The following is a 24,559-nucleotide window of genomic DNA, read 5'->3' as shown; positions in this document are numbered from 1 at the left end:
GGCACCCACCCCGAAGCCAAGCCGCGCCGTTACAAGCTCAGCCTATAGATAGCTTGCTTTTTATAACCAAAAAGCAGCAAACAGCAAAGTGCCATCAAAAAAGATTCTTAATGTTTCTCAAGGCCACGTCGCTAAACGACTGGGAGGCCACCAAATGTCCTGCCCAAGGCTACGGCGACAACGCTGGCAGCGCACTAAAACCCTAGACAGGATGCGTTCATGAGCTACATCTCTTCGTTGACTCCAGCGCAAGTCGCTGCCTTGAGTACGACCACGATCGCCGGGCTGGCAACCCAGGACGTCGCGGCGCTGAGCACCGCTCAGCTGGCCCAGATGACCACCGCGCAGATCGCCGTCATCAGCAAACCCAACATCGCCGTGCTGTCCACCAGCCAGTTGCCGGCCCTGACCACGGCTCAGATCGTGGCCTTGACCACCGCCCAGGTGAGTGCGCTCAAGGCCACTCAGGTCACCGCCCTGACCACCACGCAGGTCGCGGCCCTGGAAACCGCCGACGTCGCCGCCCTGCCCGCCACGCTGCTGGCCAGCCTGACCACCGCGCAGACCGCCGCACTGACCACCGCGCAAGTGGTGGCCCTGACCACCGCGCAAGTGGCCGCACTGAAGACCACGCAAGTGGCCGCCCTGACCACCACGCAAGTGGCGGCGCTGGAAACCGCCGATCTCGGTGCGCTGACCACCGCCGGTGTCGTGGCCCTGACCACCGCCCAGGTGGCTGCCCTGACCACGGCCCAGGTCGCCGCACTCAAGGTCGCCCAGGTGGCGGCGCTGGAAACCGCCGACGTCGCCGCCTTGACCACTGCTCAGGTGGTGGCTCTGACCACTGCCCAGGTGGCCGCGCTCAAACCCGCGCAGGTCGCGGCCCTGACCACCACGCAAGTGGCGGCCATGGAAGCGGCCGACGTCGCCGCCCTGCCCGCCGCGAGCATCGCGGCGCTGACCACCGCACAGACCGCCGCCCTGACCACTGCGCAGGTAGTGGCCTTGACCACGGCCCAGGTCGCCGCACTCAAACCCGCGCAGGTCGCGGCCCTGACCACTACGCAGGTGGCGGCCTTGGAACCTGGCGACCTGGCCGCGTTGACCACCGCCGGCATCGTCGCCCTGACCACCGCGCAAGTGGCGGCGCTGACCACCGCGCAAGTCGCGGCGCTGAAACCGGCCCAGGTCGCAGCCATGGAAACCGCCGACCTCGCCGCATTGACCACGGCCCAGGTGGTCGCCCTGACCACCGCGCAGGTCGCGACCCTGACCACCGCGCAAGTGGCTGCTTTGACCACCGCGCAAGTGGCCGCCCTGGGCACCGCCGATGTCGCCGCGCTGACCAACGCCAGTGTCGTGGCCTTGACTACGGCGCAGGTCGCCGCCCTCACTACGGCCCAGGTCGCCGCGCTCAAGCCGACGCAGATCGCTGCGATGCAGACCGTCGACGTAGCGGCGCTGACCACCGCCCAGGTCGTCGCTTTGACCACTGCGCAGATGAGCGCCTTCACCACCGCGCAAGTGGCGGCGCTGACCACTGCGCAGGTCGCCGCCCTGGAAACCGCCGACCTGGCCGCCTTGCCGGCCACCAGCATCGCAGCCCTGACCACGGCGCAGACCGCCGCGCTGACCACCGATCAGGTCGTGGCCCTGACCACTGCCCAGATCGCCGCGCTCAAGCCCGCCCAGGTCGCCGCCTTGACCACTACCCAAGTGGCCGCCCTGCAAACTGCGGACGTGGCGTCGCTGACCACCGCTGGCGTGGTCGCCCTGACCACCGCCCAAGTCGCAGCACTGACCACCGCCCAAGTGGTCGCCTTGAAGGCGACCCAGGTCGCCGCACTGGAAACCGCCGACGTCGCCGCGTTGACCACCGCGCAGATCGTGGCCTTGAGCACCGGCCAGGTCGCTGCCCTGACCACCGCCCAAGTGGCAGCGCTGACCACCACTCAGGTGGCCGCACTGGAAACGGCCGACATCGCCGCCTTGCCGGTCAACAGCGTGGCCGCGCTGACCACCGCGCAAACCGCCGCCCTCACCACCGCCCAGGTCGTGGCCCTGACCACCGCCCAGGTGGCCGGCCTGAAGGCGACCCAGGTCGCCGCTTTGACCACCACCCAGGTCGCCGCCCTGCAGCCCGCCGACGTGGCGTCGCTGAGCAACGCCGGCGTCGTGGCCCTGACCACCGCACAGGTCGCCGCACTGACCACCGCCCAGGTCGCCGCGCTCAAGCCGACCCAGGTCGCGGCCATGGAAACTGCCGACGTCGCCGCCCTGACCACCGCACAAGTGGCGGCCCTGACCACAGCACAGGTCGCGGCGCTGACCACTGCCCAAGTGGCCGCGCTGACCACCACGCAAGTCGCAGCCATGGTCACCGCCGACATCGCCGCGCTGAGTGCGGCCAGTGTCGTGGCCCTGACCACCGCGCAGGTCGCCGCACTCACCACCGCCCAGATCGCGGCGCTGAAACCGGCCCAGGTCGCTGCCTTGCAGACCGTCGACGTCGCGGCATTGACCACGGCCCAGGTGGTGGCGCTGACCACCGCCCAGGTCGCGGCCCTGACCACCGCGCAAGTCGCCGCCCTCAGCACCGCGCAAGTGGCGGCCATGGAAACCGCCGACATCGCCGCCCTCACCGTCGCCAGCGTCGGGGCGCTGACCACGGCGCAGACCGCCGCATTGACCACCGATCAGGTGGTGGCGCTGACCACCGCCCAGGTGGCCGCACTTAAACCGACCCAGGTCGCCGCCCTGACCACCACCCAGGTCGCCGCGCTGCAAACCGTCGATGTGGCGTCGCTGTCCACTACCGGCATCGTCGCCCTGACCACCGCCCAGGTCGCGGCCCTCACCACCGCGCAGGTGGCCGCGCTCAAGCCGACCCAGGTCGCCGTGCTGGAAACCGCCGATGTGGCCGCGCTGACCACCGCGCAAGTCGTGGCGCTGACCACGGCGCAGGTGGCGGCCCTCAAACCGACGCAGGTCGCCGCGCTCACCACCACCCAGATCGCGGCGCTGGAAACCGTCGATGTCGCCGCGCTGACCACCGCGCAAGTCGCGGCGCTGACCACTGCGCAAACGGCCGCACTGACCACCGCGCAAGTGGCGGCGTTGAAGCCGACCCAGCTCGTGGCGTTGGGGACCGCCGACGTGGCTGCGCTGACCACCGCCCAGGTGGTGGCCCTGACCACCGCCCAGGTGGCTGGGCTCACCACGACCCAGGTCGCGGCATTGACCACCACGCAAGTGGCCGCACTGGAAACCGCTGACGTCGCCGCGCTGAGCGCGGGCAGCATCGCTGCCCTGAGCACCGCACAGGCCGCCGCGTTGACCACGGCGCAGGTCGTGGCGCTGACCACCGCACAGGTGGCTGCGCTCAAACCCGCGCAGGTCACGGCTTTGACCACCACCCAGGTGGCGGCCATGCAGCCGGGCGATCTGGCGGCTTTGACCACTGCCGGTGTCGCCGCCTTGACCACCGCTCAAGCAGCCGCCCTGACCACGGCCCAGGTCGCCGCGCTCACCGCCACCCAGGTGGGCGCCTTGACCACGGCCGATGTCGCCGCCCTGACCACTGCGCAAGTGGTGGCACTGGGCACCGGCCAGGTCGCCGCCCTGACCACCGCTCAAGTGGCCGCCCTGACCACCACGCAAGTGGCCGCCCTGGAAACCGCCGACCTCGGCGCGTTGACCACGGCCGGCATCGTGGCGCTGACCACCGCACAGGTCGCGGCCTTGACCACCGCCCAGGTCGCCGCGCTCAAGCCGACGCAGATCGCTGCGATGCAGACCGTCGACGTCGCTTCGCTGACCACGGCCCAGGTCGTCGCCCTGACCACTGCGCAGATGAGCGCCTTAACCACGGCGCAAGTGGCGGCACTGACCACCGCGCAAGTGGCGGCCATCGAAACGGCCGACCTGGCCGCACTGCCGGCCAACAGCATCGCAGCCCTGACCACGGCGCAGACCGCCGCCTTGACCACCGCCCAGGTGGTGGCCCTGACCACCGCCCAGGTCGCCGCGCTCAAGCCGGCCCAGGTCGCGGCACTGACCACCACGCAAGTGGCGGCCATGGAAACCGCCGATGTCGCAGCGCTGACCACGGCCGGCATCGTCGCCCTGACCACCGCGCAAGTGGCGGCGCTGACCACAGCCCAGGTGGCTGCGCTCAAACCCGCACAGGTCAGCGCACTGGAAAACGCCGACCTCGCGGCCCTGACCACGGCGCAAGTGGTGGCCTTGACCACGGCCCAGGTCAGCGCGTTGAAAGTCACCCAGGTCGCCGCCATGACCACCACGCAAGTGGCGGCCCTGGAAAATGCCGACCTGGCCGCGCTGAGCAATGTGCAGCTGGCTGCGCTGACCACCGCGCAGGTCGCGGCCTTGACCACCGCGCAGATCGGCGCGCTGAAAGCGGTCCAGATCGCCGCGCTGGAGACGGCCGACGTGGCCGCCCTCACCACCGCCCAGGTCGTCGCGTTGAGCACCGCCCAGGTTGCGGCGCTGACCACCGCGCAGGCGGCCGCCCTGACCACCACGCAAGTGGCCGCGTTGGAAACCGCTGACGTGGCTGCCCTGTCGCTCACCAGCATCGCCAGCCTGACCACCGCACAGACCGCCGCCTTGACCACCGCCCAGGTGGTGGCCCTCGGCACCGCGCAGGTCGCGGCGCTCAAGGCCGGGCAGATCGCGGCCCTGACCACCACGCAAGTGGCGGCCATGGAAACCGCCGACATCGCCGCGCTCACCGCGCCGCAGATCGTCGCCCTGACCACCGCGCAAGTCGCAGCGCTGACCACCGCCCAGATCGTCGCGCTCAAGCCGACTCAGATCAGCGCGTTGGAAACCGCCGACGTCGCAGCCTTGACCACTACGCAGATCGCCGCCATCGAAACCGCCGACATGGCGGCGCTGACCACTGCGCAAGTGGCGGCATTGACCACGGCCCAGGCCGCGGCCATGACCACCGCGCAGTTGTCGCACCTGTCGATGAATCAGGTCGATGCCTTCACCTCGGCGCAGTTGCAAGCGATGAGCGCCACGCAGATCGATGCCCTGGCGCTGTCCACGCCGCTGGTGCTCGACCTCAACGGTGACGGCGTGCAAACCCAGCACCTGCGCGCCGGGGTGCAGTTCGACCTCAACGCCGACGGGCACAAGGAAACCACCGGCTGGGCCAGCGGCGGTGATGGCCTGCTGGTGCTCGACCGCAATGGCGACGGCCAGGTCAACGACGGCAGCGAACTCTTCGGTTCGTCCTTCCGCCTGCCCGACGGCTCGCTGGCCAAGGACGGTTTCGAAGCGCTGACCAGCCTGGACAGCAACCATGATGGCGTGGTCAACGCCAGCGACACGCTGTTCTCGGCGCTGCAAGTGTGGGTCGATCGCAACAACGACGGGGTCACCGATGCTGGCGAACTGCACAGCCTGCACGACCTGGGCATCACCCAGTTCAACCTGGATGCGCACAAGACCGCCGAGCTCAACCACGGCAACCTGATCGGCCTGAACGGCAGCTTCGAGACCAGCGACGGTCAGAGCCACACCATTGCTGACGTATGGTTCCGTACCGACGGCAACGGGGCGCAGTCGATCGACCTGACCCAGCTCGACCCGCAAGCGGTGGGTGCCCATGCTCTGGGCCACCTCGACCTTGCGGCCGACGGCGGCCAGGCCACCACCCTGACCGTGGATGCGGCCGCAGTGGCAGCCCTTGGCCAGGCCGGACAAGTGGATGCCGGCAACGGCGCCGCAGCACCGGTGCAGATGATCGTCGACGGCAACGCCAACGACACCCTCAACGTCACCGGCGATGCCGGCCAGTGGCAGGCGGCGGGCACCACCGAGGTGAACGGCGCGAGCTACAACGTGTTCAACGACGGTGACGTGCAATTGCTGGTGGCGACCGACGTGCAGACTTGGATTCACTGATCGTCGGTGGTAAACCTTGACTGACCCGATACCGGGCTCGAAAGAGCTCGGTATTTTTTTGTACGGAGCTGTTCTTATTCGGAGACAGTGGCGTTCATGCCTACCGATCCCTCTCAGCCACTCGATCTCGACGGCCTGCTGGCCACCAGCCTGCACGCGATTGAACGCGTGGCCCTGGAACCGATGCAGCTGCTCGACATCGCCGAGCGGCTCAATGCAGCGCAACGTCCGCACGATGTGGCCGCGCTGTACCGACACTGGCTGCAACACTGCCAGTCGGCGGTCGACTACATCGTCCAATTCAACCTCGGCGCGACCCTGACCCTGTTGGGTCAACTGGACGCCGCCGAACAGGCGTACCGGGCGGCCATCGCGCAGAACGCCCGCTTCGCCCAGGCCTGGTTCAACCTCGGCGCCTTGCAGGAGCGTCAGCAGCAGCCACAGCGGGCCCTGACCACCTGGCAATCGATGCTCGACGAGCAGTTGGTCGACGCCGGCGAAAGCCGCGAGCTGTACCTGATGACCTGCAACGCCATCGGCCGCCTGAGCGAAGAAACCCGGCAGTTGCAGGCGGCCGAACGGGCGCTGGGGGCTAGCCTTGCCGCCGATCCTCGGCAACCCAAGGTGATCCAGCATTGGCTGCACCTGCGTCAGAAGCAGTGCGTGTGGCCGACCTATGCGCCGCCCGTCGGCATCAGCCAGGGCGATCTGCTCAAGGCTTCGTCACCCCTGGCGTTGCTGGCGGCCAGCGACGATCCGGGCTTGCAGCTGGCGGCGGCCATGCGTTTCGTGCGCGACCGGGTGAATGCGCCGGGCACGGCTTTGGCACCTAGCGGTGGTTACGGCCACGGCAGGCTGCGCATCGGTTTCCTGTCTTCGGACTTCTGCCTGCATGCCGTGTCGCTGCTGACCGTGGAGCTGTTCGAGCTGATCGACCGCGCGCAGTTCGAGGTCTACGGTTTCTGCTGGAGCCGCGAGGACGGCTCGCCGCTGCGTGAGCGGGTCAAGCGGGCGATGGACCGTTTCGTGCGCATCGACGCGCTGGACGACGCTGCCGCCGCGCGCTGCATCCGCGAGCACGAAATCGACGTGCTCATCGACCTGCACGGCCTGACCGCTGGCGCCCGCCCGGACATTCCCGCCTGGCGCCCGGCACCGGTGCAGATCACCTACCTGGGCTTTCCCGGCACCACGGGCCTGCCCGGCATCGACTACGTGATCGCCGACCGTTACCTGATTCCCGACGGCGAACAGCCTTTCTACAGCGAAACGCCGTTGTACCTGGCGCAGATCTACCAGTGCAGCGACCGCCAGCGCCCGGTAGGCGACCTGCCCAGCCGTGCCGAGTGCGGGCTGCCGGAAGATCGCTTCGTGTTCTGCTCGTTCAACAACAATTACAAGTTCAACGAGGCGATGTTCGACTGCTGGCTGCGCATTCTCCAGCGCAGCCCGGACAGTGTCCTGTGGCTGCTGGCCGACAACCTCTGGGCCCAGGCCAACCTGTGCGCCCGCGCCGCCGACCGCGGCGTCGACCCGCAACGCCTGCTGTTCGCCCCGCGCGTGGCACCGGCGCAGTACCTGGCGCGCTACGCGGCCGCCGATCTGTTCCTCGACACCTACCCTTTCAATGCCGGCACCACGGCCAACGACGCGTTGTGGATGGGCCTGCCGGTGCTGACCCGCTCCGGACGCACCTTCGCTTCGCGCATGGCCGGGAGCCTGTTGACGGCGCTGGAGTTGCCCGAACTGATCTGCGATTCGTTGCAGGCGTACGAAGACCGTGCGGTGGAACTGGCCAACCAGCCGAGCCGGCTGACGGCCTTGCGCGAGCGCTTGCGGTCGGGGCGGGAGACGTCGGTGCTGTTCGATACGCCGCGCTTCGTGCGGGACTTCGAGGCGGCGTTGATGCAGGTGGCGCTGGCCACACCTTGAGGCCTGCGCAATGAGCTCCAGTTGGCGTTGCCGCTGCGGTGCTCCCATCGGTCAGTGCACTGCGCTCCCGGAAAACCCATCCGAAGCCAGGGTTTTCACCCTGAGCTGCGCCCCAAAGGTGGACGGGTGTCCAACAATTGGGGGGCAGTCCACTCCTGTAGGAGCGGCTTGAGCCGCGATGGCCGGCATCGCCGGCCCAATTGCCGCGATACAGTACTCTTGTCAGATCGCAGTGGCTGAATGGGGCCGCCGTGGCCGGCCATCGCGACTGAACCGGTGCGCCGGCCGCTCCTACAGTCACCGCGGCATTGCGGGCAATTGCGGCTTATCGAGGCGTCGAACCGGCCGCTGCTGCACTACTGCGGCGTTGCCGGCCATGGCGGGCAACGGCGTGCCTACCCACTTCACTCTTCGACGTTCATGTATTCCTTGGCCCAGCGGATGTAGTCCTCCGGTTGGGTGTAGGTGTGCGACAGCTCGGTGGCGCTGAGGTTTTCTGACTTGTTCTGCTGGCCGCGCTGCAAGCGCAGGCAGTCGTACGTCGCCTTGATCGCGGCGAAATAAGCGGCATGGCCGTCGACCACGATGCGCACGCCGAGCTCGGCCAGGCGCTGGTCGTCGCGCAGGTTCGGGTTGCCGTAGCTGACCAGCATCAGTGGCACGTTCAGGTGTCGGGAAATCTGCTCGAGGTGGGCGAAGTCCTTGATGCCGACCATGCAGATGCCGTCGGCGCCGGCTTTCTGGTAGCTCTGCGTGCGATGGATGACTTCCTCGGTGCTGAGCACGCCGGCATTGGTGCGGGCGATCACCGCCATGGCCGAGTCCACCCGGGCCTCGATGGCGGCGCGGACCTTGCCGGCACCCTCCTCGACCGAGATCAGGTCGGTCGACTTGCGTCCGAACTGCGCAGGCAGCAACGTGTCTTCGATGGTCAGCGCGCTGACCCCGGCACGCTCCAGCTCGACTACCGTGCGCATGACGTTCAGTGCGTTGCCGTAGCCGTGGTCGGCATCGGCGAGGAACGGCAGTTGTGCGACGCGGCCGATGCGCGTGGCCTGCTCGACGAACTCGCTGAGGGTGATCAGGGCGAAATCCGGGGCGGCCAACACCTGCAACGAGGCGACCGAGCCGCCGAGAATACCGACTTCGAAGCCGAGGTCGGCAGCGATGCGCGCGGACATGGGGTCGAAGACCGAAGCGGTGTGGTAGCACGCGTTCGCAGCGAGCAACTGGCGAAACGCCAAACGCAGATCGTGGTGGGAAGCCTTGGGCATGGTCACTCCGCTAGTACGTCAAATATTAACTGGCTCCCAGAGCCGGCCTTGCCGACCTGTTCCAATCATTGCCATGGGAAGCACTCCATGCGTCGCATGCAAGCAGGGAATAGAAAGCGTGGGATGCTATGTCGAGAAATACTGCGGCAATGTGCTGCACCAAGGTGGTGCAAAGCCATGTATTCCGCCTGTTGGGCGCTGCCACGATAGCACGCGGCCAGGTATACCAGAATGAAAGCTGGTATGCCGATCGTGCATAGGGGATGCATGTTTTACATAGATAGCTATGTAACTCGGGATACACTCCGTTGTCGCCAAGCTTTGTAACTCTTGTTTTCCAAGTTCTGCCTGAGAGGTTCTGGGACCAAGCCAGGCCGAGCTGCTGGCGAGCCCGCCGGTTTTGAGCCCGGTGCGGGCAAGCACCCGCATTTCAGACAGAACCCAATCCGCATGCGAAGGTGAACCGTGACCACTGCCCTTCCCGACTCCGCACTGCGCACCGTGCTCACGGCGCTGATGCTGGCCATTTTCCTGGGTGCGCTGGACCAGACCATCGTGGCGGTGTCGTTACCGGCCATCTCCACCGATTTCAACGACGTCGGCCTGCTCGCCTGGGTGATCTCGGGTTATCTGGTGGCCATGACCGTGGCCGTCCCCATCTACGGCAAGCTCGGCGACCTGTATGGCCGACGACGGATGATTCTGACCGGGACCGCTGTGTTCACCCTGGCGTCGGTCGCCTGCGCACTGGCGCAGAACATGGAGCAACTGGTACTGGCGCGGGTGCTGCAAGGGGTGGGTGCAGGCGGTATGGTCTCGGTCAGCCAGGCGATCATCGGCGATTACGTGCCGCCCCGCGAGCGCGGGCGCTATCAGGGCTATTTCAGCAGCATGTACGCCTTGGCCAGTGTCGCCGGGCCGGTGCTTGGCGGTTGGTTGACGGCCTACCTGTCATGGCACTGGGTGTTCTGGATCAACCTGCCGTTGGGGCTGGTGGCGCTGTGGGCACTGCACCGTGCGATGGCCGGCTTGCCGGTCACGCGGCGCCAGGCGCAGGTCGACTACCTGGGGGCGTTGCTGATGGTCCTCGGCCTTGGCAGTTTGCTGTTGGCCATCAGTCTGGTCGGTCACGGTCAGGATTGGCGTTCGCTGCCGGTAGTGGGGTTGTTCGCAGGGGCCGGGGTCGGGCTGTCGTTGCTGCTGGTCCACGAACGGCGCTTCCCCGAGCCGCTGCTGCCGCTGGGGCTGTTGCGCAACCGAGTGGCGGTGCTGTGCTGGTGCGCGATCTTCTTCGCCAGCTTCCAGTCGATTTCCCTGACCATGCTCATGCCATTGCGCTACCAGGCGATCACGGGCGCCAGTGCCGACAGCGCTGCCCTGCACCTGCTGCCGCTGGCCATGGGCTTACCGCTCGGTGCCTTCACCGGCGGGCGCCTGACCACGCGCACCGGGCGTTACAAGCCGCAGATTCTCGCAGGCGCCTTGCTGATGCCATTGGCGATCCTGGGGATGGCGTTCAGCGCGCCGCAGTCGACCTGGCCGAGCGCGCTGTTCATGTTGCTGGCGGGTGTAGCCGGCGGTTTGCAATTCCCGACCTCGCTGGTCGGTACGCAGAGCGCCGTGGCCAGGCAGGACATCGGCGTGGCGACCAGCACCACCAATCTGTTCCGTTCGTTGGGGGGCGCAATGGGGGTCGCGATCGTCTCCACGCTACTGTTGGCACTCCTGCAGCGAGGCGGCATCGCGTTGCAGGACGATCCGCTGCTGGGGAGCCTGAGCGGCAGCCCGGTGGACGCGCAGGCGCAACAGCAGCTGCTCGAGGTATTTCGTCAGGTCCTGCTGGGCAGTGCGGCGGTGGCACTGTTAGCCCTGGCGGCGGCGGTGGCGCTGCCAGATCGGCAACTGCGCGGTCATTGAGAGAAAGGCGGCCCGCTCGCCCCTGGGAAACGCTGCCCTAACAAACCTTCACAAATCACCGTTTGCGTAGGGCCGGGCTCAAGCGCAGCATATCCAATCCAGCATCCACCCATTTCTCCGCATCGCCGAGCAGATCGAAGCGTTCGGGGAGCAACAGCCAACTGCCGAGCAGGCCATCGATGTAGGCGAACAGTGCTACGGTTGCGAGCTCGGGGTCCAGATCAGCCGGCAGCTGTCCACGGCGCACGGCGTTGCCCATGGCGATCACGATGCCTCGGTGGCAGTCCAGCACGGCATGCTGGCGCTGCTGGCGAATCTCGCACATGTCGTCGGTGAACTCGCACTTGTAATGCAGAATCTCATTGATACGCCGGGTGCGCGCATCCAGCACCAGCTCACGGCACACTTGCAGCAACAGCTCGCGCATGCAGCCGAGTGGGTCGAGTTCGTCCTCGCTCTCGCTGGCGCGGGCCAGGTGGTCGTGGGTTTCGTGCAGCATGTCGAGCAGTGCCTGCACCAACTCGGCCTTGTTGTTGAAGTGCCAGTAGATGGCACCGCGGGTGACGCCGGCCAGCTGAGCGATGTCGGCCAAGGTGGTGCGTGCGACGCCCCGGCGGTAAAAGGCTTTTTCCGCGGCGTCGATGATCTGGGCGCGGGTTTCCTGGGCTTCTTCTTTGGTACGACGGACCATGGCAGCACATACCTCAATCAGGCTCCGCGCCGAAACGACGGCGCGGGATCTGCCGGGGCGCCTCTAACGTGCGCCTTCCGGAACTGAATTCTTCGGCGTGCGGGGGTAATCGATTGCCGCCGCACGGTATTTACAAACAACCATGAACGTAAGTATATTCCTTAGCAAGCTATTTATCCAACCGGTAGCCTTTCCGTAAAACCTTACCTATTACCCTCGAGCTCCCCTGCTCTTGCGATCCGAGGATCCTCATGCACTTCAAGCCAGCTGTCACCGCTCTGGTTTCCGCCGTCGCCCTGGCCACACTGCTCAGCGGCTGTAAGAAAGAAGAGGCGCCGCCAGCTGCGCAGGCTCCTCAGGTCGGCGTCGTCACCTTGCAACCCCAACCGTTCACGCTGACCCAAGAACTGCCGGGCCGTACCAGCGCCTTCCGTGTGGCCGAAGTACGACCGCAGGTCAACGGCATCATCCTCAAGCGCCTGTTCAAGGAAGGCAGCGACGTCAAGCAGGGCCAGCAGCTCTACCAGATCGATCCAGCGGTGTACGAAACCACCCTCGCCCAGGCCCAGGCCAACCTGCAGGCCACGCGTTCGCTGGCGGGTCGCTACAAGCAGTTGATCGACGAGCAGGCCGTCAGCCGTCAGGAATACGACGACGCCAACGCCAAGCGCCTGCAAGCCGAGGCCACCTTGAAGAGCGCACAGATCGACCTGCGCTATACCAAGGTCCTGGCACCGATCAGCGGTCGCATCGGGCGCTCGGCCTATACCGAGGGCGCCTTGGTCAGCAACGGCCAGACCAACGCCATGGCCACCATCCAACAGCTCGATCCGATCTACGTCGACGTCACCCAGTCCACCGCCGAGCTGCTCAAGCTGCGCCGGGATCTGGCCAGCGGCCAGTTGCAGAAGGCCGGCGACAACGCCGCCGAAGTGCAACTGGTGCTCGAAGACGGCAGCCTGTTCCAGCAGAAGGGCCGCCTGGAGTTCTCCGAAGTGGCGGTCGACGAAACCACCGGTTCCGTAACCCTGCGCGCGATCTTCCCCAACCCCGAGCACACCTTGCTGCCCGGCATGTTCGTGCATGCGCGGCTGCAGGCCGGGGTCAACGCCAACGCCATTCTGGCGCCGCAACAAGGCGTGACCCGTGACCTCAAGGGCACGCCGACCGCACTGGTGGTGAACAAGGACAACAAGGTCGAGCTGCGCGAGCTCAAGGCCAACCGTACCCTGGGCAGCGACTGGCTGATCGAGGAAGGCCTCAACCCGGGCGACCGCCTGATCACCGAGGGCCTGCAATACGTACGCCCCGGCGTCGAGGTGAAGGTCAGCGAAGCCACTAACCTGAAGAAGTCCAACGACCCCGATCAAGCCAAGGCCGGCGACGCAGACGCCAAAGCGGAGTAAACCATGTCGAAGTTCTTTATCGATCGCCCGATCTTCGCGTGGGTGATCGCCTTGGTGATCATGCTGGTCGGCGCCTTGTCGATCTTCAAGTTGCCGATCAACCAGTACCCCAGCATCGCGCCGCCGGCCATCGCCATCGCCGTGACCTACCCGGGCGCTTCTGCGCAAACCGTGCAGGACACCGTGGTGCAGGTCATTGAGCAGCAGCTCAACGGCATCGACAACCTGCGTTATGTGTCTTCGGAAAGTAACTCCGACGGCAGCATGACCATCACCGCGACCTTCGAACAGGGCACCAACCCCGACACCGCGCAGGTCCAGGTGCAGAACAAGCTCAACCTGGCCACCCCACTGTTGCCGCAGGAAGTGCAGCAGCAGGGTATCCGTGTGACCAAGGCGGTGAAGAACTTCCTCATGGTCATCGGCCTGGTGTCCGAAGACGGCAGCATGACCAAGGACGACCTGGCCAACTACATCGTCTCCACCATGCAGGACCCGATCTCGCGTACCGCAGGCGTCGGCGACTTCCAGGTGTTCGGTGCCCAGTACGCCATGCGCATCTGGCTCGATCCGGCCAAGCTGAACAAATTCCAGCTGACCCCAGTGGACGTGCGCACGGCGGTCACCGCGCAGAACGTGCAGGTGTCTTCCGGCCAGCTCGGCGGTTTGCCTGCAGTACCCGGCACGCAGCTCAACGCCACCATCATCGGCAAGACCCGTCTGCAAACCGCCGAGCAATTCGAGAAGATCCTGCTCAAGGTCAACAGCGACGGCTCCCAGGTGCGCCTGCGTGACGTCGCCAAGGTCGGCCTGGGTGGCGAGAACTATTCGGTCAGCGCCCAGTTCAACGGCAAGCCGGCTTCGGGCCTGGCGGTCAAGCTGGCGACCGGCGCCAACGCCCTGGACACCGCCAAGGCATTGCGCCAGACCATCAGCGACCTGGAGCCCTTCTTCCCGCCTGGGATGAAGGCGGTGTTCCCGTACGACACCACCCCGGTGGTCACCGAATCGATCAGCGGGGTGATCCACACCCTGATCGAGGCCGTGGTGCTGGTGTTCCTGGTGATGTACCTGTTCCTGCAGAACTTCCGCGCCACCATCATCACCACCATGACCGTGCCGGTGGTGTTGCTCGGTACCTTCGGCATCCTGGCCGCCTTCGGCTTCAGTATCAACACCCTGACCATGTTCGCCATGGTCCTGGCCATCGGCTTGCTGGTGGACGACGCCATCGTGGTGGTGGAAAACGTCGAGCGGGTGATGTCCGAAGAAGGCTTGCCGCCCAAACAGGCGACCAAGAAGTCCATGGAGCAGATCCAGGGCGCCCTGGTCGGTATCGCCCTGGTGCTCTCGGCGGTACTGCTGCCGATGGCCTTCTTCGGCGGTTCCACCGGCGTGATCTACCGGCAGTTCTCGATCACCATCGTCTCGGCCATGGGCCTGTCGGTGCTGGTCGCGCTGGTGTTCACCCCGGCGCTGTGCGCCACCCTGCTCACACCGTTGAAAAAAGGCGAGCACCATGTCGCCAAAGGTGGCTTCTTCGGCTGGTTCAACCGCACCTTCGACCGCAGCGTGCAGCGCTACGAGCGCAGCGTCGGTTTCATCCTGCGCCGCAAGATCCCGTTCCTGCTGGCCTATGCGCTGATCGTGGTCGGCATGATCTGGCTGTTCACCCGCATTCCGGCCGCGTTCCTGCCCGAGGAAGACCAGGGCGTGCTGTTCGCCCAGGTGCAGACCCCGGCCGGTTCGAGTGCCGAACGTACCCAGGATGTGGTCGACCAGATGCGCGCCTACCTGCTCAAGGACGAAGCCGACACCGTGTCGTCGGTGTTCACGGTCACCGGCTTCAACTTCGCCGGTCGCGGCCAGAGCTCGGGCATGGCCTTCATCATGCTCAAGCCGTGGGGCGAGCGCAGCGCCGAGAACAGCGTGTTCGGCCTGGCCCAGCGCGCGCAGCAGCATTTCTTCAGCTTCCGCGACGCCATGGTGTTCGCCTTCGCCCCACCGGCGGTGCTGGAACTGGGTAACGCCAGCGGCTTCGACGTGTTCCTGCAAGACCGCGCAGGCGTGGGCCACGAGAAACTCATGGAGGCGCGCAACCAGCTCCTGGCCAAGGCCGCGCAGAGCAAGATCCTCGCCGGCGTACGACCCAACGGTCTGAACGACGAGCCGCAGTACCAGCTGATCGTCGACGACGAGCGCGCCAGCGCCTTGGGCGTGACCATCTCCGACATCAACAACACCCTGTCGATCGCCTTGGGCGGCAGCTACGTCAACGACTTCATCGACCGTGGTCGGGTCAAGAAGGTGTACATCCAGGGCGAATCCAGCGCCCGGATGAGCCCTGAAGACCTGCAGAAGTGGTACGTACGCAACGGTCAGGGCGAGATGGTGCCGTTCTCCTCCTTCGCCAGCGGCGAGTGGACCTACGGTTCGCCGAAACTGTCGCGCTACAACGGTGTGGAAGCGGTCGAAGTGCTCGGCACTCCGGCGCCTGGCTACAGCACCGGCGAAGCCATGGCCGAAGTCGAGCGCATCGCCGGCGAGCTGCCGGACGGCATCGGCTATGCGTGGACCGGCATGTCGTACGAGGAGAAGTTGTCGGGCTCGCAGATGCCGGCGCTGTTCGCCCTCTCGATCCTGTTCGTGTTCCTCTGCCTGGCGGCGCTGTATGAAAGCTGGTCGATCCCGATCGCAGTGGTCCTGGTGGTGCCGCTCGGTATCATCGGTGCGCTGATCGCCACCAGTCTGCGCGGGCTGTCCAACGACGTGTACTTCCTGGTCGGCCTGCTGACCACCATCGGCCTGGCCGCGAAGAACGCGATTCTGATCGTCGAGTTCGCCAAGGAACTGCACGAACAGGGCCGCAGTCTGTACGACGCCGCCATCGAGGCGTGCCGCATGCGTCTGCGCCCGATCATCATGACCTCGCTGGCGTTCATTCTCGGCGTGGTACCGTTGACCATCGCCAGCGGCGCCGGCTCGGGCAGCCAGCATGCCATCGGTACCGGTGTGATCGGCGGCATGATCAGTGCGACCGTGTTGGCCATCTTCTGGGTGCCGCTGTTCTTCGTCGCCGTTTCTTCGCTGTTCGGCAGCAAGGAACCGAAAAAAGACGACACCCCTGACAATCCTGAAACTCCACGTTACGAGGCTGGGCAATGACCAAGTCGCTGTTGTCCCTGGCGGTCACCGCCTTCATCCTGGGCGGCTGCTCGCTGATCCCCGATTACCAGCGCCCCGAAGCGCCGGTGCCGGCGCAGTTCCCGCAGGGGCCGGCGTATTCGCCGGCCGAATCGGCCAACGTCGCCGCTGCCGAACAAGGCTGGCGTCAGTTCTTCACCGATCCTGCGCTGCAACAGCTGATCCAGACGTCGCTGGAAAACAACCGCGACCTGCGTGTCGCGGCGTTGAACATCGACGCCTACCGCGCGCAGTACCGCATCCAGCGCGCCGATCTGCTGCCAGCGGTGTCGGCTGAAGGTGCCGGTACTCGCCAGCGCTTGCCGGACGACCTGTCGCCTTCCGGCCAGTCGACCATCTCCAGCCAATACTCGGCGACCCTGGGCGTGAGCGCCTATGAGCTCGACCTGTTCGGCCGGGTACGCAGCCTCAGCGAACAGGCGCTGGAAACCTACCTGTCCAGCGAAGAGGCACGGCGTTCCACACAGATCGCCCTGGTGGCCAGTGTGGCCAACGCTTACTACGCCTGGCAGGCCGACCAGGCCCAGCTCAAGCTGACCCAGGACACCCTCAAGGCGTACGAGCAGAGCTTGAGCCTGACTCAGCGCGCCAGCGACGTGGGTGTGTCCTCGGCGCTCGACCTGAGCCAGGCGCGTACCGCCGTGGAAGGCGCGCGGGTCAAGCTGGCGCAGTACCAGCGCCTGGTCGCGCAGGATGTCAACAGCCTGGCCGTGCTGATCGGCACCGGCATCCCGAACAACCTGCCCGAGCCGCTCAAGCTCGACGCCGACCAGTTGTCCGAAGTGCCTGCCGGTTTGCCTTCGGACCTGCTGCAGCGTCGCCCGGACATCCAGGAAGCCGAGCATCTGCTCAAGGCTGCCAACGCCAACATCGGAGCGGCGCGTGCCGCGTTCTTCCCGCGCATCAGCCTGACCGCCAACGCCGGCACCCTGAGCCCGGACATGGGCGGGCTGTTCAGCGGCGGTTCCGGCACCTGGCTGTTCCAACCGCAGATCAGCCTGCCGATCTTCAACGGTGGTGCGCTGCGCGCCAGCCTGGACTACGCGAAGATCCAGAAGGACATCAACGTCGCCCGTTACGAGAAGACCATCCAGACCGCCTTCCAGGAAGTCGCCGATGGCCTGACCGCGCGCAAGACCTACAAGGAACAGTTGCAGGCCCAGCGCGATCTGGTGGCCGCCAACCAGGACTACTACCGCCTGGCCGAGCGCCGCTACCGCATCGGCATCGACAGCAACCTGACCTTCCTCGACGCCCAGCGCTCGCTGTTCAGCGTGCAACAGGCGCTGATCACCGACCGGCTGTCGCAGCTGACCAGCGAGGTCAACCTGTACAAGGCGCTCGGCGGCGGTTGGTATGAGCGTACCGGCGAGGCCAATCGGCAAGCCGCTCGCTGATCCGCGTATGGGCCCGTCCACTGTGACGGGCCCATTCGTTCAGGGTCACCTCTCTCCATGATGCCTGCACATGGCTTCCTGTCTGCCCCTCGTGTAACACCTCTCCCCCCTCCGATTCGTGCACTCGCTCACACATCCAGGCAAAATGAACCAACTGGAACATTCCGTGCGGTAATCGCCCGGTTCCGTTCGTCCGCAATTGTCCTGCCTTGCTTCTGCGCAGCACCATCGGCGTGGGCGCATATCTGGCTTCTTCCCCACAAGCTGCTCAGCCCAGGGTCGAAACGCGACGTAGCGCCACACCGATAACAACAAGAGATCTTCGACAGATGAACACTTCGCATCCCGCACGCCACCTGCTGCCTGGCCTGCTGGCCGTTTCCTACAGCCTGCCGGCCCTGGCCGCCGAGAGCGGCTTCCTGGAAGACGCCAAAGCCACGCTGAACCTGCGCAATTTCTACATCAACCGTAATTTCGTCGACCCCAACAATGCCCAGAGCAAGGCCGAGGAGTGGACGCAAAGCTTCATCCTCGATGCCCGCTCCGGCTTCACCCAGGGCACCGTCGGTTTCGGCGTGGACGTGCTGGGCCTGTATTCGGTCAAGCTCGATGGGGGTCGCGGCACGGCGGGCACCCACCTGTTGCCGGTGCACGACGACGGCCGCCCGGCGGATGACTTCGGTCGCCTGGGTGTGGCGTTCAAGGCCAAGGTGTCGGAAACCGAGTTCAAGGTAGGCGAATGGATGCCGGTGCTGCCGATCCTGCGCGCCGACGACGGCCGCTCGCTGCCGCAGACCTTCAGGGGCGCGCAGATCGCCTCGCGGGAGATCGAGGGCTTAAGCCTGTATGGCGGCCAGTTCCGCGGCAACAGCCCGCGCAACGATGCCAGCATGGAGGACATGTTCCTCAACGGCCGCCCCGCCGCGACCTCCGACCGCTTCAACTTCGCCGCCGGCGAATATGCCTTCAACGACAAGCGCACCTTGCTCGGCTTGTGGCATGCCCAGCTCAAAGACATCTACCAGCAGCAGTACCTGAACCTGCAGCACAGCCAGCCCGTCGGCGACTGGACGCTGACGGCCAACCTCGGCTACTTCATCGGCCAGGAAGACGGCAGCGCCCGCGCGGGCGACCTGGACAACCGCACCGCTTCCGGTCTGTTCTCGGCGCGCTACCAGGGCCACACCTTCTATGTCGGCTTGCAAAAAGTCAGCGGCGACGACGCCTGGCTGCGGGTCAACGGTACCAGCGGCGGCACCTTGGCCAACGACAGCTACAACTCCAGCTTCGACAACGCCAAGGAGCGCTCCTGGCAGGTGCGCCACGACTTCAACTTCGCCAGCGTCGGCCTACCCGGCCTGACCCTGATGAACCGCTACATCAAAGGCGACCACGTGCAGACGGCGACGGTCGACGACGGCAAGGAATGGGCGCGGGAAAGCGAGCTGGCCTATGTGGTGCAGTCCGGCGCGCTCAAGAACCTGGCGCTGAAGTGGCGCAACTCCACCATGCGCCGTGACTACAACACCAATGCCTTCGACGAGAACCGCCTGATCGTCAGCTACCCACTGAGCGTGCTGTAACCGCTGCGACGCCTGTGCATCGCGCAGGCGCACGGCGACCCGGCATGATCGTTGCGCTGCGGACGACGTTTCGCAAGCCTCGGTACCGTCGCAGCCGGCGCAGCGTTTACACAGGCGCAGCCGCACGGCAAATCCTCATGTTCGATGCGCTGCGGACAGCATTTCAAAAGCTTCGATACCGCCGCAGCCGGCGCGGCGTTTGCAACCTGCCAACGTGCAGGCGACCTGCGACCCGCTATGCTCAGCGCTGTCTGGACAACCTCTCGAGGCGTGCATGAAAACCTTGGTCGACCACCTCAGCCAGTACGCCGGTTACCACCGCGACCGGCGCAACCTGCTCAGTCATTTGCTCGGCATTCCGTTGATCGTCCTGGCCGTGACCGCCCTGCTGTCGCGGCCCGGTGTGGCGGTGGCTGGACTGTGGCTCTCGCCCGCTCTGCTGGCGGCGCTGGCGGCAGCGCTGTTCTACCTGCGCCTGGACCGCCGTTTCGGTCTGGCCATGGGCGTGCTGCTGGGTCTGTGCCTATGGGCCGGGCAGGCGCTGGCGCGGCAGCGCACCGGCCTGTGGCTGGGCAGCGGTATCGGCTTGTTCGTACTGGGCTGGGCGATCCAGTTCGTCGGGCATTACTTCGAGGGGCGCAAGCCGGCCTTCGTCGACGACCTCAGCGGCCTGATCATCGGGCCGCTGTTCGTGGTGGCAGAAGTAGCATTCATGCTGGGCTGGCGCCGCGAGGTGCAGCACGCTGTGGAGGCAGTGGCAGGCCCGGTTGCGTGAGGCTGTGAAAGCCTGTGCGAGCCTATGGAAGTCCGCAGGGCCTGTAGGAGCGGCCGGTTCGGCGCTCCGATCAGCCGCGATGGGCCGCAACGCGGCCCTAGTCCAGGTGCCACACCCGCCTGGGTGATTTGGGTATAGGGCATTGGGCCGGCGTTGCCGGCCATCGCGGCTAAAGCCGCTCCTACAGAGGCGGCTCCTACAGGGGCCTGTTAGAGCGGCCGGTTCGGCGCTGCTGTCAGCCGTCGACCTCGTCCCACACCGACTCGGCGAGGTGGAACGTGGCATTGGCCGCAGGAATGCCGCAATAGATCGCGCTCTGCATCAGCACTTCCTTGATCTCTTCGCGGGTCACGCCGTTGTTGGCGGCGGCGCGCAGGTGCAGCTTGAGCTCGTCGTTGCGGTTCATGCCGATCAGCATGGCGATGGTGATCAGGCTGCGGGTATGGCGTGGCAAGCCGGGGCGGGTCCAGATGTCGCCCCAGGCATGTCGGGTGATCATGTTCTGGAACTCGCCGTTGAAGTCGTTCAGCTTGTCCAGGCTGCGGTCCACATGGGCATCGCCCAACACCGCACGGCGTACTTGCATGCCGGCTTCGTAACGTTGTTGCTCGTCCATGGGAAATCCTCAGCAGGCTTGCAGGAAGGTCAGCACACGCTGGGTGAACGGCGCGCCCACCTCGACGTTGGACAGGTGCGCCGCCGCAAACTCGACGAACTGCGCCCCGGCGATCTGCGTGTGCAGAAAGCGCCCGTGCGCCGGCGTGGTCACCGCGTCGTCGCTACCGGCTACGATCAGCGTCGGCACGCTGATCCGCCCCACCTGCTCGCGGTAGTCGGCATCGCGTACCGCAGCGCAGTTGGCGGCGTAGCCTTCGGGCGAAGTATCGGCGAGCATCCGGGTGATGCGCTGAGCCTGCGCCGGCTGCGTCTGCACGAAGGCTGGCGTGAACCAGCGTGCCAACGACGCCTCGCCCAGGTCGCGCATCGCCTGCTCGCCACCTTCGCGCACCGTGTCGATGCGCGTGTTCCACACCTCGGCCGTGCCGATCTGCGCGGCGGTGTTGCACAGCGTCAGGCTGAGCAAGCGCTCGCCGGCGTCGATGCCCAGCCATTGGCCGATCAGACCGCCCATCGACAGGCCGACGAAATGCGCCTTGGCGATGTCCAGCGCGTCCAGTAGCGCCAGCACATCGGCGCCCAATTGGGGAATGTTGTAGGGACCCGCCGTGACCAGCGAAGCGCCATGCCCGCGGGTGTCGTAGCGCAGTACCCGAAAGTGCTCGCGCCAGACCGCCACCTGGGCGTCCCACATGCCCAGGTCCGTGCCCAGGGAGTTGGACAACACCAATACAGGCGCCCCTTCAGGGCCTTCCAATCGATAGTTCAGTACGCCATCGGCCAATTGCACATGCGCCACAGCGATCTCCTTCAGGCAATGGAACGTTGATGTTCGGCCACGGCGCGCGCCACCCAGACGCGGGCCTGGCCAAGGTAATGGGCGGGGTCGAGCAAAGAGTCCAGCTCGTCGCCCGACAACTGCTCGGCCACCTGCGGCTCCTCGCCCAGCACCGCGCGCAGATGCCGCCGTTCGGCGACCGCCCGCTGGCAGCATCGCTCCAGCAGGTGATGGGCGCGGTCGCGGCCCAAGCGTTGAGCGAGGACGATGCTGACGGCTTCGGCCAGCACCAGGCCCTGAGTCAGGTCGAGGTTGCGGCGCATGCGCTCGGCATCCACCTCCAGGCCCTCGGCGATGGCCTGGGCATGGCGCAGAGCACCGGACACCAGGCAGCAGATCTCCGGCAGGGTTTCCCACTCGGCGTGCCACAGGCCAAGGCTGCGTTCGTGCTCCTGAGGCATGGCGGCGAGCAGGGTCGAGACCAGCCCCGGCACGCGCGTGGCGGCGCCGATCAGCGCCGCCGCACCCACCGGATTGCGCTTGTGCGGCATGGTCGACGAGCCGCCCTTGCCCGGTGCCGAAGGCTCGAACAGCTCGCCCGCTTCGGTCTGCATCAACAGGCTCACATCGCGGCCGAACTTGCCCAGGCTACCGGCGACCAGGCCGAGCACCGCAGCGAATTCCACCAGGCGGTCGCGTTGGGTGTGCCAAGGTTGCTCAGGCAGGCCCAGACGTAATTGCCCAGCCAGGGCTTCGGCCACCGGCAAAGCCTTGCTGCCCAGGGCGGCGAGGCTGCCCGAAGCACCGCCGAACTGCAGCACCAGCAGGCGCGGGCGCAGTTCGCGCAAACGCTCGCGATGGCGGGTCAGCGCGCCCAGCACGCCGGCGAGCTTCATGCCCAGGGTCACCGGGGTGGCGTGCTGCAGCCAGGTACGCCCGACCATGACCGTGTCGGCATGCTGCAAGGCTCGTCCGGCGAGGGTCTCGGCCAGCTGGGCCAGGTCCTTTTCGATCAGATCCAGGGCCGCACGTAGTTGCAGCACCAGACCGGTGTCCATCGCATCCTGGCTGGTAGCGCCTAGGTGCACGTAGCGCTCGGCCTCGGCCACTCCGCTGGCCACCACCTTGCCCAGCGCCTTGACCAAGGGAATGGCCGAGTTGCCCGCGCTGCACACCGCCTCGGCCAACGCGCCCACGTCATACCGCTCGGCCTTGCACGCGGCCTCGATGGCCGGCACCGCACTGGCCGGCACCAGCCCTACCGACGCCTGGGCACGGGCCAGCGCTGCCTCGAAATCGAGCATGCCTTGCAGGCGGCCCTGATCGGAAAATACCTCGCGCATGGGCGCTGCGGTGAAGTAGGCGTCGAGCAGGCGGTTGTCCGCAGGCGAGGTCATGGTCGCTCCTTAGTGATCGTCGTGCAGGTACGCGGCCCGCTTGGGCAGGCGCAGGCTGAACAGGAAGGCCACGGCCATCATGGCGGTGACGTACCAATAGAAGGTGTTTTCGATGCCCATCGATTTGAGGTTCAGCGCCACGTACTCGGCCGAGCCGCCGAACACCGCGTTGGCCACCGCGTAGGCCAGGCCCACGCCCAGGGCGCGCACCTGCGGCGGGAACATCTCGGCTTTGACCAGGCCGCTGATCGAGGTGTAGAGGCTGACGATGCACATCGCCACCGTCACCAGGGCGAAGGCCAGCCATGGACTGGTGACGGTCTTCAGCGCCAACAGCAGGGGCACGGTGAACAGCGTGCCCAACGCACCGAACAGCAGCATCGAATTACGCCGGCCGATACGGTCCGAGAGCATGCCGAACAACGGCTGCATGAGCATGAACAGGAACAGCGCGCCGGTCATCACATAGCTGGCGTCCTTTTTCGGCATGCCGGCGGTGTTGACCAGAAACTTCTGCATGTAGGTGGTGAAGGTGTAGAAGATCAGCGAGCCGCCGGCGGTATAGCCGAGCACGGTGACGAACGCCGCGCCGTGATTGCGGAACAACCCGCCGATGGAGCCGGCGTCCTTGTCCTGACGGGTTTCGGCGCTGCTGGTCTCTTCCAGCGAGCGGCGCAGCATCAGCGAAATCACCGCCGCCACCGCGCCGACCACGAACGGAATGCGCCAGCCCCAGGCGCTCAGTTCCTGTTCGGTGAGCAGCTGTTGCAGGATCACCACCACCAGCACCGCGAGCAACTGGCCGCCGATCAGGGTCACGTATTGGAACGAGGCGAAGAAGCCGCGCTGGCCGCGCAGCGCCACTTCGCTCATGTAAGTGGCGGTGGTGCCGTATTCGCCGCCGACCGACAGGCCCTGGATCAGGCGCGCCAGCAACAGCAACGCCGGCGCCCAGGTGCCGATGCTGGCGTAGGTGGGCAGGCAGGCGATCATCAGCGAGCCGGCGCACATCATCAGCACCGAGATCATCAGCGAGTTCTTGCGCCCGTGACGGTCGGCCAAACGGCCGAAGATCCAGCCGCCGATTGGCCGCATCAGAAAGCCGGCCGCGAACACGCCGGCAGTGTTGAGCAACTGCACGGTGGGGTCGTCGGAAGGGAAGAACGCTGGCGCGAAATAGATGGCGCAGAAGGCGTAGACGTAGAAGTCGAACCACTCCACCAGGTTTCCCGATGAGGCGCCGACGATGGCGAAGATGCGTTTTTTGCGCTCTTCACCGGTGTAGTGGAGGGTAGTCATGGGCAGGTTGCTCCTGGAAGGTCACAGGTAAGTCTAGACATACCCAGTTACATGCTTGTTCAACAGTGGCGGTTGGCCTGGGGTGCGGGCTTGTCTTCGATCCCCGCCTAACCGCCACCGCAGGAAGCCTGAAGTTGTGCGATGCCTGGCCTGGGGCGGCTTTGCCGCCCATCGCGGCTGAAGCCGCTCCTACACTGTGGAAACATTCGAAACCGCTCCTACACTGTGGAGGCAGTCGAAACTCTGCCACCTTGTAGGAGCGGCCGGTTCGGCGCTCCGATCAGCCGCGATGGGCGGCAACGCCGCCCCAATGGCCTCGACCTCGATCACCTAAGATCAACGCGGCACCTG

Annotated in this window: 14 protein-coding genes; 8 read left to right on the top strand and 6 right to left on the bottom strand. The window is 66.1% G+C overall.

The features are described 5' to 3' along the window. Nucleotides 1-219: 219 nt before the first annotated feature. A complete protein-coding gene (locus AA0Z93_RS13010; protein WP_413048562.1) occupies nucleotides 220-5,937 on the top strand; it encodes a hypothetical protein in 5,718 nt (1,905 codons plus the stop codon). 96 nt (nucleotides 5,938-6,033) lie between these two features. Then, the gene (locus tag AA0Z93_RS13005) at nucleotides 6,034-7,869 is read left to right on the top strand and encodes an acetylglucosamine transferase (RefSeq protein ID WP_413048563.1); all 1,836 of its coding nucleotides are present in this window, start codon (nucleotides 6,034-6,036) and stop codon (nucleotides 7,867-7,869) included. A 404-nt stretch (nucleotides 7,870-8,273) separates the two neighbouring features. Here the strand turns inward: AA0Z93_RS13005 and AA0Z93_RS13000 are convergent, their stop codons facing one another. After that, a complete protein-coding gene (locus tag AA0Z93_RS13000; protein ID WP_413048564.1) occupies nucleotides 8,274-9,143 on the bottom strand; it encodes an isocitrate lyase/PEP mutase family protein in 870 nt (289 codons plus the stop codon). A 465-nt stretch (nucleotides 9,144-9,608) separates the two neighbouring features. Between AA0Z93_RS13000 and AA0Z93_RS12995 the strand changes: the two genes are divergently transcribed. After that, complete coding sequence (locus AA0Z93_RS12995) at nucleotides 9,609-11,060, top strand: MDR family MFS transporter (RefSeq protein ID WP_413048565.1); 1,452 nt, start codon at nucleotides 9,609-9,611, stop codon at nucleotides 11,058-11,060. A gap of 55 nt (nucleotides 11,061-11,115) precedes the next feature. Here the strand turns inward: AA0Z93_RS12995 and AA0Z93_RS12990 are convergent, their stop codons facing one another. Then, on the bottom strand, nucleotides 11,116-11,751 hold the full coding sequence (locus tag AA0Z93_RS12990; RefSeq protein ID WP_413048566.1) for a TetR family transcriptional regulator: 636 nt from the start codon (nucleotides 11,749-11,751) through the stop codon (nucleotides 11,116-11,118). 251 nt (nucleotides 11,752-12,002) lie between these two features. Between AA0Z93_RS12990 and AA0Z93_RS12985 the strand changes: the two genes are divergently transcribed. The 5 genes from AA0Z93_RS12985 to AA0Z93_RS12965 all read left to right on the top strand — a co-directional run bounded on the left by AA0Z93_RS12985 (nucleotide 12,003) and on the right by AA0Z93_RS12965 (nucleotide 20,116). Further along, a complete protein-coding gene (locus AA0Z93_RS12985; protein ID WP_413048567.1) occupies nucleotides 12,003-13,157 on the top strand; it encodes an efflux RND transporter periplasmic adaptor subunit in 1,155 nt (384 codons plus the stop codon). 3 nt (nucleotides 13,158-13,160) lie between these two features. Then, entirely contained in the window at nucleotides 13,161-16,322 is a 3,162-nt protein-coding gene (gene ttgB, locus AA0Z93_RS12980; RefSeq protein WP_413048568.1) for a multidrug efflux RND transporter permease subunit TtgB, read from the top strand. Further along, complete coding sequence (locus tag AA0Z93_RS12975; protein ID WP_413048569.1) at nucleotides 16,319-17,758, top strand: AdeC/AdeK/OprM family multidrug efflux complex outer membrane factor; 1,440 nt, start codon at nucleotides 16,319-16,321, stop codon at nucleotides 17,756-17,758. Before ttgB ends, AA0Z93_RS12975 begins: the two co-directional genes overlap by 4 nt. Before the next feature lie 329 nt (nucleotides 17,759-18,087). Further along, entirely contained in the window at nucleotides 18,088-19,341 is a 1,254-nt protein-coding gene (locus AA0Z93_RS12970; RefSeq protein WP_413048570.1) for an OprD family porin, read from the top strand. Between the two features lie 274 nt (nucleotides 19,342-19,615). Further along, the gene (locus AA0Z93_RS12965) at nucleotides 19,616-20,116 is read left to right on the top strand and encodes a DUF962 domain-containing protein (protein ID WP_413048571.1); all 501 of its coding nucleotides are present in this window, start codon (nucleotides 19,616-19,618) and stop codon (nucleotides 20,114-20,116) included. 235 nt (nucleotides 20,117-20,351) lie between these two features. Here the strand turns inward: AA0Z93_RS12965 and pcaC are convergent, their stop codons facing one another. The 4 genes from pcaC to AA0Z93_RS12945 are packed head-to-tail and all read right to left on the bottom strand — an operon-like array spanning nucleotide 20,352 to nucleotide 24,208. After that, the gene (gene pcaC, locus AA0Z93_RS12960; protein WP_313738665.1) at nucleotides 20,352-20,732 is read right to left on the bottom strand and encodes a 4-carboxymuconolactone decarboxylase; all 381 of its coding nucleotides are present in this window, start codon (nucleotides 20,730-20,732) and stop codon (nucleotides 20,352-20,354) included. Nucleotides 20,733-20,741: 9 nt separating this feature from the next. Next, complete coding sequence (gene pcaD / locus AA0Z93_RS12955; protein ID WP_413048572.1) at nucleotides 20,742-21,533, bottom strand: 3-oxoadipate enol-lactonase; 792 nt, start codon at nucleotides 21,531-21,533, stop codon at nucleotides 20,742-20,744. 11 nt (nucleotides 21,534-21,544) lie between these two features. After that, nucleotides 21,545-22,909, bottom strand: a complete 1,365-nt coding sequence (locus AA0Z93_RS12950) for a 3-carboxy-cis,cis-muconate cycloisomerase (RefSeq protein WP_413048573.1) — start codon at nucleotides 22,907-22,909, stop codon at nucleotides 21,545-21,547. Between the two features lie 9 nt (nucleotides 22,910-22,918). Continuing rightward, on the bottom strand, nucleotides 22,919-24,208 hold the full coding sequence (locus AA0Z93_RS12945) for an MFS family transporter (protein WP_413048574.1): 1,290 nt from the start codon (nucleotides 24,206-24,208) through the stop codon (nucleotides 22,919-22,921). Nucleotides 24,209-24,559 lie beyond the last annotated feature (351 nt).

Origin of the sequence: Pseudomonas phoenicis, from assembly GCF_047302395.1 — a bacterium.
Classification (GTDB): domain Bacteria; phylum Pseudomonadota; class Gammaproteobacteria; order Pseudomonadales; family Pseudomonadaceae; genus Aquipseudomonas.
This window is presented reverse-complemented; position numbering and strand designations above follow the sequence as displayed.